Genomic DNA, 7481 nt, shown 5'->3' on the forward strand with positions numbered 1-7481 from the left:
TCCCGCTCCGCGTAGGCCGCGACGGCGGCGTCGAGNCGGCCGCGTCGGCGCGGGCCCCGTGCGGGTCGGCGTAGCGGTTGGCGCGACGCCCGAAGGCCGGGTCCCAGGCCGGCAGGTCGCAGAACAGCGTCTCGGCACCGACCGCCCGGCCCGCCTCCAGCGCCTGCCATTCCGGCGAGAAGGCACAGAACGGCGTGTAGGAGGCGGCGCTGCCCGCCGCGTCCGCGCGGAACGAGAAGATCGCCACCGGCAGGTCGTGGCCGAGGGCGAGGTCGGGCAGGTGCGGGTTGAAGTCGACCGGACCCTCGATCAGCACGCAGGCCGGCCGCAGCGCCGCGATCGTGCGCCGGACGAGCCCGGCGCAGGCCGGGGAATGGTGGCGCACGCCGATGACGGTCAGGCGGCCGGGATCCGGCGCGGGACCGCTCATTGCGGGGTGAGGAGGTGCCGCGCCGCGTAGAATTCACGCCACGCCGCGCCGGAGCGGCGGCTGACGCGCTGGTCGAGGTAGCGGCGCAGGCGGGCGAGATCCTCGGCGTCGTCCTTGGCGGCGGTGCCGGCGAGGCAGGCGACGATGTCCTCCGGCCGGCCGGCATCGCCCCGCAGGAAATGGCCCTTCACCCCGATGGCGTGGGCGACGCTGACCGCCTCCGCGGTGCTCATCACGGACGAGAGCCGCTCCATGCCGGTGCCCTCCGTGTCCACGGCCTCGCGCAGCTCCCGGAAGCAGGTCACGAGCAGTTCGAGCACCTCGGGATCCGGGCCGCGGGGCACGCCGGAGCGGGCCAGCAGCGCGGTGGCCTCGCGCTGCACCAGGGCGAGCTCGGCTTCGAGATCGGCGATCGGGAACACCGTCTCGAAGCCGAAGCGGCGCTTGAGGGCCGCCGACATCTCGTTGACGCCCCGGTCGCGGGTGTTGGCCGTGGCGATCAGGTTGAAGCCCTCCCGGGCGTAGACCATCCCGTCCGCGCCGGTGAGTTCGGGCACCGCGAGCACCCGGTCGGACAGGACCGAGAGCAGGCTGTCCTGCACCTCCAGCGGGCAGCGCGTCAGCTCCTCGAAGCGGACGATCCGCCCCTCACTGAGGCCGGTGTGGAGGGCGCCCGGCACCAGAGCGCGCGGGCTCGGCCCCTCGGCGACGAGCAGCGCGTAGTTCCAGCCGTAGCGGATCTGGTCCTCGGTCAGCGACGCGCCGCCCTGGATCGTCAGGGTCGAGCACCCGCTGATCGCCGCCGCGAGGAGCTCCGAGAGCAGGCTCTTGGCGGTCCCGGGCTCGCCGATCAGCAGGAGGGCGCGGGAGGTGGCGAGGGTGACCATGGCCCGCTCGACCAGCGCCGGGGCGCAGACGACCTTGGCGGGCGCCGCGCCATCGCCGCAGATGAACCGCCGGACGCCCTGGAGCGAGAGCTGCCAGCCGGGCGGCCGCGGCGCCGAATCCTCGGCACGCAGGCGCGCGAGTTCCGCGGCGTGGACGGCCTCGGCCGGGGGTCTCTGACGCGCCTCGCGATCGCCGCCCGCCCGCACCGCCTTCGCCATGCACCCGTCCCCTGCCGTCGGGCCGACTCTGTCGGCCCGGTTCCGCGATCGGCAGAACATGCCCCGGCACGTGCGGGTCCCTCAAGCTTTTCCGCGCGTCCGCGAGCCCGTCGCCAAGCACTGGCGGCCCGGTGCGGGCATCGACCGGTCCGCGCGGCCCCGGGCGATCAGGATCGCGCAACCAGAACGGGCATCGTCGAGAAGAAGGCCTACACCGACACCAAGCACAGCGTCAGGATCGCGATCTCGAAGACGATCCAGCCGCCGAAGACGACGACCAGCTCCCAATCGGTTCTCTCTCTGGTCTTGGCAAAAGCGTACATGCTCGACCTCCTCGCCGGACCGGACAGGCCGCGAGCGAATTCAGTCACCACGATGGAATGCAACGCGTATCAATATACAAACAGATCCTGTCGCGGATGGCAATTGTTCGATCCCGTGCCGGCCCGAACATAAATCAATACAGCGCCATGGAAATGCGTATCCATGCCGCCCTGAATGCGGAATTTATTGCATTGCAGCAGGTATTATCCCGCAACCCCGCCCCCCGCCGGCCCGGGGGCGTGAACGGGATCCGTCCGGCCGCGTTGCCCCCGGTAAGCCCGGAGAGGCGGCCTGGGGAAGCGTTCGAGGGTTCGCACATGAAGACGTTGATCAGCCTGACCGTCGCCGGCCTCCTGGCGACGGGCGCGGCCGCCACGGCCGCGGAGAATACCGGCCCCCGCATGCAGGGCTCACCCAACGCGGCCGGCTATACGGGCAAGAGCGAGATGGGCCGGGGCGAGATGGGCAAGGGCGAGACGACCGGCACGACGACCGGATCTCCGGGCTCGGAGATGCCGAAGCAGGACGGCCGGATGAAGGGTCCGCCGAACGCGGCGGGCTTCCAGCCGGGCGGCAGCGAGGCCGGCTCGGCCGGAGCCCCGGGTCGGCGCTGAGCCGGCCCTGCCCCGGCGTCGCGATTGATGCCGGGGCCACGGTCGCGATAGGCCTCGACGGCGGCCGAACCGGCTGCGCAACGCGGGAGGCCCCCATGAAGCACGGCGCGCGCAACGACATCCCCGCCACGGTGACGGCGATCAAGCGCGGGGACGTGATGGCCCAGGTCGAGGTGGAGCTGGTCGGCACCGCCTACCGCATGGCCTCGGTCATGACCGTCGACTCGCTGGAGGAGCTGGGCCTCCGGGAGGGCGACACCGTCCCCGTGCTCGCCGAGGCGGTGAACGTGCTGCTGGTGAAGCCGTAGCGGCCGGGGCCGCCGCGGGGGCCCCGCCATCGCGCCGTCATCCCGTCGTCATCGGGCCGGCCTAGGGCGGCGCCTCCCGCCCACCCGACCGGCTGCCCTGACCTGATGGATTGGTTCGACCTGCCCGAAGACACCCCGCCCCCGACGGGCGCCGACGAGAGCCGGATGCGGCTCTACATCGCCGTGGGGCTGATCGGCATCGGCGCCCTCGGCATGGTCGGCGGGATGCTGCACATCCTCCCCGCCTGACCACCGGCGCGCCCGGCGACGGGCGCGGCCGCGGCGCGCCCGTGGTCAGGCGGGGAGGATGTGCAGCATCCCGCCGACCATGCCGGCGCGGCCGGCCGGTCCGGCACGCCCGAACCGCGCGTAGAGCGCCGGCAGCACCACCAGGGTCAGCAGGGTCGCGCTGATCAGGCCGCCGATCACCACGGTGGCGAGCGGCCGCTGCACCTCGGCGCCGGTGCCGGTGGCGAGCGCCATCGGCACGAACCCCAGGGAAGCGACCAGCGCGGTCATCGCCACCGGCCGCAGCCGGGTGAGGGCGCCCTCGCGGATCGCCGCCCGCAGCGGCCGGCCCGCGGCGACGAGCTGCTTGATGAAGGTCAGCATCACGAGGCCGTTGAGCACCGCCACCCCCGAGAGCGCGATGAACCCGACCGCGGCCGGCACCGAGAGCGGCATCCCCCGCAGCCACAGGGCCGCGATGCCGCCGGTGAGGGCCAGCGGCACCGCGCTGAACACCAGGAGCGCGTCCCGCGCGCTGCCCAGCGCCGAGATGAGCAGCAGGAAGATCAGGAAGAAGCACACCGGCACCACCACGGCGAGCCGCGCCTGGGCCGAGGCGAGATTCTCGAACTGGCCGCCCCAGGTCACCCAGGAGCCCGCCGGCAGGGTCACCTGCGCGGCGACCTTCCCGCGCGCCTCCGCCACCAGCGAGCCGATGTCGCGCCCGCGGACGTTGGCGGTGACCACGACCCGGCGCCGGCCGTTCTCGCGGCTGATCTGGTTCGGCCCCTCGCTCACCGAGAACTGCGCCACCTGCCGCAGGAGCACCGAGGCGGCCCGCCCGTTCGGCCCCGGGGGGAGGGGGACGGGCAGGTTCTCCAGGGCCTCCCGGTCCTCGCGGACCTGGTCGGTCAGGCGCACGACGATCGGCACGCGCCGGTCGCCCTCGAACACGACGCCGGCGTCCCGGCCGCCCATGGCGGCGCCGATCACGTCCTGGATCGCCCCGGTGCTGAGGCCGAGCCGGGCCGCCTCGGTCCGGTCGATCCGGATCTCGAAGACCGGCAGGCCTGTGATCTGCTCGACCTTCACGTCGTCGGCGCCCGGGATCCCGCGCAGGATCGCGGCGATCCTGTTGGCGGTCTCCAGCATCGGCTCGAAGGCGTCGCCGAACACCTTCACGGCGAGGTCGCCCCGCGTCCCGGCGAGCAGCTCGTTGAAGCGCAGCTGGATCGGCTGGGAGAACTCGTAGACGTTGCCGGCGAGCGCGCCCAAGGACGCCTCGATCTGCTCCTGAAGCGCGGCCTTCGACAGGTCCGGGTCGGGCCACTCCGCCTGCGGCTTGAGCATCACGAACGTGTCGGACGCGTTCGGCGGCATCGGGTCGGTGGCGACCTCGGCGGTGCCGGTCTTCGAGAACACGTAGGCGACCTGCGGGAACTTGGCGATCGCCCGCTCCACCTTGAGCTGCATCGCCTGCGACTGCGTGAGGGAGGTGGACGGGATCCGGGTGGCGTTCAGCGCGATGCTCTTCTCGTCGAGCTGCGGGATGAACTCGGTCCCGAGCCGGGTGGCGAGCAGGCCGGCGCCCGCGAGGAGGAGCAGCGCCGCCCCGACGAACGGGGCGGGCGCCCGGATCGCCGCGGCGAGGACGGGCCGGTAGAGCGCCTTCAGGCCCCGGACGAGGGGGTTCTCCGCCTCGGTGACACGGCCGGTGAGGGCGATGGCGATCAGGGCGGGCACGAAGGTCAGCGACAGCACGAAGGCCGCCGCCAGGGCGAGGATGACGGTCAGCGCCATCGGCTGGAACATCTTGCCCTCGACCCCCGTGAAGGTCAGGAGCGGGACGTAGACCAGGATGATGATCGCCTGCCCGTAGAGGGACGGCTTGATCATCTCCTCGGCCGAGTCCCGCACCGTCTCCAGGCGCTCCTCCAGCGCGAGCGGCCGCCCGATCGCGTGCTGCCGCTCGGCGAGGTGGCGGAGCGCGTTCTCGGTGATGATCACCGCCCCGTCGACGATGAGCCCGAAATCGAGCGCGCCCAGGCTCATCAGGTTGGCCGAGATCTTCCCCTCGACCATGCCGGTCACGGTCATCAGCATGGCGACCGGGATGACCAAGGCGGCGATCAGCGCCGCCCGGATGTTGCCGAGCAGCAGGAACAGCACGACGATCACGAGGGCGGCGCCCTCCGCGAGGTTCCTGCCCACCGTGCGGATCGTGGCCTCGACGAGCTGCGTCCGGTCGAGGACGGTCTGGACGACGATGCCGGGGGGCAGGGCGCGCCGGATCTGGTCCATGCGGGCGTCGACGGCGGCCGCCACCGTGCGGCTGTTCTCGCCGATCCGCATCAGGGCGGTGCCGATCACGGTCTCCTGCCCGTTCTCGCTCGCCGAGCCGGTGCGCAGGTCGCGCCCGATCCGCACCGTGGCGACGTCGCGGATCCGCACCGGCACGCCGCCGCGGCTCGCCACCACGACGTCGGCGATCGCCTCCGGGCTCTCCAGGCGGCCGGCGGCGCGGACCACGTAGCTCTCGCCGTTGTCCTCCAGGTAGCGGGCGCCCTGGTTGGCGTTGTTGGCCTGGAGCGCCCGGGCGACGTCCGCGAAGGACAGGTCGAGGGCGGTCAGCTTCGTCGGGTCCGGCTGGACGTGGTACTGCTTCTCGAAGCCGCCGATCCCGTCGACGCCGGCGACGCCCGGGACGGACTTGATCTGCGGCCGCACGATCCAGTCCTGCACCGTGCGCAGGTAGGCGACCTGCTCCAGCTCCGTCCGGAGCACCTGGCCCTCCGGGGTCCGGTAGCTCCCGTCCGGCTGCCAGCCCGGCCGGCCCGCCGGCACGGCCGCGCGCTCAGGCAGCGGCGCGTACTGGACCGACCACATGTAGATCTCGCCGAGCCCCGTGGAGATCGGGCCCATCCGCGGCTCGACCCCGGAGGGCAGGTCCTCCCGCACCTGGGCGATGCGCTCGGCGACCTGCTGGCGGGCGAAGTAGATGTCGAGGGACTCGGCGAACACCGCGGTGATCTGCGAGAAGCCGTTGCGCGAGAGCGAGCGGGTGTACTCGAGGCCCTTGATGCCGGCGAGCGCCGTCTCGACCGGGTAGGTGACCTGCCGCTCGACGTCCGCCGGCGACAGGGACGGGGCCAGGGTGTTGATCTGGACCTGGTTGTTGGTGATGTCGGGCACCGCGTCGATGGGCAGCTTCGTGAGCGCGGCGGCGCCGAAGCCCGAGGCGAGCAGCACGAGGAGCAGCACCAGCCAGCGCTGGCGGACCGAGACGGCGAGGATGCGGCTGATCATCGTCCGTCTCCTCAGTGGTCGTGGCCGGCGTCGGCCTTGCCGAGCTCGGCCTTCAGCAGGAACGCGTTGCCGACCGCGATCTCGGCGCCGGGCTCGAGCCCGGCGGTGACCTCGTAGGCCTCGTCGTCGGACCGGCCGAGGGTGACCGGCCGCTTCTCGAACCCGTCGGCCGTGCGCACGAAGACGGCGCTTTCGCCCTCGATCGTCTGGACGGCCGCCTTGGGGATCCGGACCGGGACCGCGTCCCGCGCGATCTCGACCTCGGCGGTGACGAAGGTGCCGGGCCGCCACGCGAGGTCCGGGTTCGGCAGGGCGACGACCACCCGGGCCGAGCGCGTGTCGGGGTTGAGGAACGGGCTGACGAAGATCACACGACCCTCCGCCCGGCGCTCCGTCTCGCCCGTCCGGCCGGGCGTGACCGTCACGCGGGCGCCTTCCCGCACCTGGGCGAGATCGACGGTCGGCACCGACAGCTCGATCCAGACCGTGGAGAGGTCCGCCACCGTGTAGAGGTCGGCCGGGTCGCCCTCCTTGCCGACCGCCGTGCCGACATCGACCTTGCGCTCGACGATGCGGCCGGCGAGCGGCGCCCGCAGCGGATAGCGGCGCAGGGTCGACTGGTTCGGCGTGGCCTCGTCGCGCTTCTGGGCGGCCGCCACCTCGGCGGCGTCGAGGCCCAGCGCCGAAAGCTTCTGGCGGGCGAGGTCGACCCGGAGCCGGTTCTCCAGATAGGCGGCGCGGGCGGTCTCGAAGGCGGCCTCCGAGGCGCTGCGCGAGGCGAGCAGCTTCTGCTGGCGCTCGAAGTTGATCGTCTGCAGCTCGGCCTGGACCTGGGCGGTGAGGTACTCGCTCTTGGCGTCGGCGACCTCCCGGCTGTCGAGGATGGCGACGACCTCGTTCGCCTGCACGGCGTCGCCGAGGCGTTTGCGCATCTCGGCCACGGTCCCGACCACCCGGGCCGGGACCCGGGCGATCCGGTCGGTGTCCGGCGTGATCGTGCCGGGGACGAGGAGGTGGCGCGCCAGCGTGCCGCCCGCGACCGTCCGCGTGACGATGTCCTGATCGGCGACCTGGTCGGGCCGCATCCGGACCGTGCCCGCCTCGTGGGCCTCGTCGGCGCCGTGCGCGTGGTCGTGGTCGGCGCGGTCCTCGCCCGCGCGCGGTA

Annotated in this window: 6 protein-coding genes and 1 pseudogene; 3 read left to right on the forward strand and 4 right to left on the reverse strand. The window is 72.9% G+C overall.

The features are described from left to right. Positions 1-118: 118 nt before the first annotated feature. Positions 119-430, reverse strand: a pseudogene (locus MMR14E_RS11655) (DUF5682 family protein); the annotation flags it as partial. After that, on the reverse strand, positions 427-1536 hold the full coding sequence (locus MMR14E_RS11660; RefSeq protein ID WP_331314386.1) for an AAA family ATPase: 1110 nt from the start codon (positions 1534-1536) through the stop codon (positions 427-429). The pseudogene MMR14E_RS11655 and the gene MMR14E_RS11660, both read right to left, overlap by 4 nt. A gap of 641 nt (positions 1537-2177) precedes the next feature. Between MMR14E_RS11660 and MMR14E_RS11665 the strand changes: the two genes are divergently transcribed. From MMR14E_RS11665 to MMR14E_RS11675, 3 genes are all read left to right on the forward strand, one after another. Then, the gene (locus MMR14E_RS11665; RefSeq protein ID WP_331314388.1) at positions 2178-2474 is read left to right on the forward strand and encodes a hypothetical protein; all 297 of its coding nucleotides are present in this window, start codon (positions 2178-2180) and stop codon (positions 2472-2474) included. A 95-nt stretch (positions 2475-2569) separates the two neighbouring features. Further along, positions 2570-2782 carry a TOBE domain-containing protein gene (locus tag MMR14E_RS11670; RefSeq protein WP_331314390.1) on the forward strand — a complete coding sequence of 71 codons (213 nt, stop codon included), beginning with the start codon at positions 2570-2572 and terminating at the stop codon, positions 2780-2782. A 105-nt stretch (positions 2783-2887) separates the two neighbouring features. Further along, a complete protein-coding gene (locus MMR14E_RS11675; RefSeq protein WP_331314392.1) occupies positions 2888-3031 on the forward strand; it encodes a hypothetical protein in 144 nt (47 codons plus the stop codon). Between the two features lie 45 nt (positions 3032-3076). Here MMR14E_RS11675 and MMR14E_RS11680 read toward each other — a convergent pair whose 3' ends face one another. Next, positions 3077-6316, reverse strand: coding sequence for a CusA/CzcA family heavy metal efflux RND transporter (locus MMR14E_RS11680; protein ID WP_331314393.1), 3240 nt, complete (start codon positions 6314-6316; stop codon positions 3077-3079). Between the two features lie 11 nt (positions 6317-6327). Then, on the reverse strand, positions 6328-7481 hold a 1154-nt coding region (locus MMR14E_RS11685; RefSeq protein WP_331314394.1), incomplete at its 5' end, for an efflux RND transporter periplasmic adaptor subunit.

Origin of the sequence: Methylobacterium mesophilicum (assembly GCF_036441335.1) — a bacterium.
GTDB lineage: Bacteria > Pseudomonadota > Alphaproteobacteria > Rhizobiales > Beijerinckiaceae > Methylobacterium > Methylobacterium mesophilicum_B.